Here is a 924-nt window from a genome sequence, read left to right as displayed (position 1 = left end):
CCCCCGCAACCCCCCCCGCCGCAACCGCGAACGACCCCTCATCCAGCACCCGGCCCAACGCCTCCACCACCACACCCCCCGACGCCGAACCCGCATCCAACGCCACCCCCGCACCCACACCCGCCACCCGCTCAGCCAACAACGGCGCATCGAACAACCCCGCCCGCGGCACCACCACCATCGGCACCCCCCACGCCAACGACGTGAACACCGTCCCCGGACCCCCCTGACACACCACCGCCGAACACCACGGCACCAGAGCATGCAACGGCACATACTCCACCACCCGCACATTGCCCGGCACCCGCCCCAGACCCCCACCCCCCGGCAACGTCACCACCACCTCCGCATCCACCCCACCCAACGCCTCCACCACCTCCCCCACCGCCACCGAATACCCCCCATACCACTCCACCGTCGACGTCCCCAACGACACCGCCACCCGACGCCCACCCCCCACCGGAGGCCGACGCAACCACCCCGGCACCACCGCACGCCCGTTGAACGGCACATACCGCACCGGCACATACTCCACCGGATAATCCACCCCCTCCCCCGCCCCCACCCGCAACGACAACGGCGTCTGATCCACCGTCATCCGGCCCCGCACCAGCGACTCCGAGAACTCCACACCGAACCGCCCCCCGCGCTCGCCCAACCACTCCCCCAACGGGTCCTCCACCGCCCCCGCCTCCGCACGCCGCCGCAGGAACCACCCCCGCATCCGCGAGAACAGATCCAACGACCACACGAACCGCACATGCGCCGCCCCGCACGCCTCCGCCGCCACACCCCCCGAAAACGTCGTCGCCTCCCACACGACCAGATCCGGACGCCAATCCCGGCACAACGCCACCAGGTCAGCGAGCATCGGCTCGTTCAACATCCGCCACCACCACGGCACCGCCTCCCGATACCCCGCCA

The 924-nt window shown here is 71.1% G+C and carries 1 protein-coding gene; it reads right to left on the bottom strand.

What is annotated here, in order from left to right; genetic code table 11:
• Positions 1–871: glycosyltransferase (locus NT8_RS31130; RefSeq protein ID WP_281203547.1), on the bottom strand; the 871-nt coding region annotated here is incomplete at its 3' end.
• Positions 872–924: the final 53 nt, after the last annotated feature.

Source organism: Nocardiopsis trehalosi NBRC 14201 (genome assembly GCF_001552555.1).
GTDB lineage: Bacteria > Actinomycetota > Actinomycetes > Streptosporangiales > Streptosporangiaceae > Nocardiopsis_B > Nocardiopsis_B trehalosi.
The sequence above is the reverse complement of the archived record's forward strand: the minus strand, read 5'-3'. Positions and strand labels throughout refer to the sequence as shown.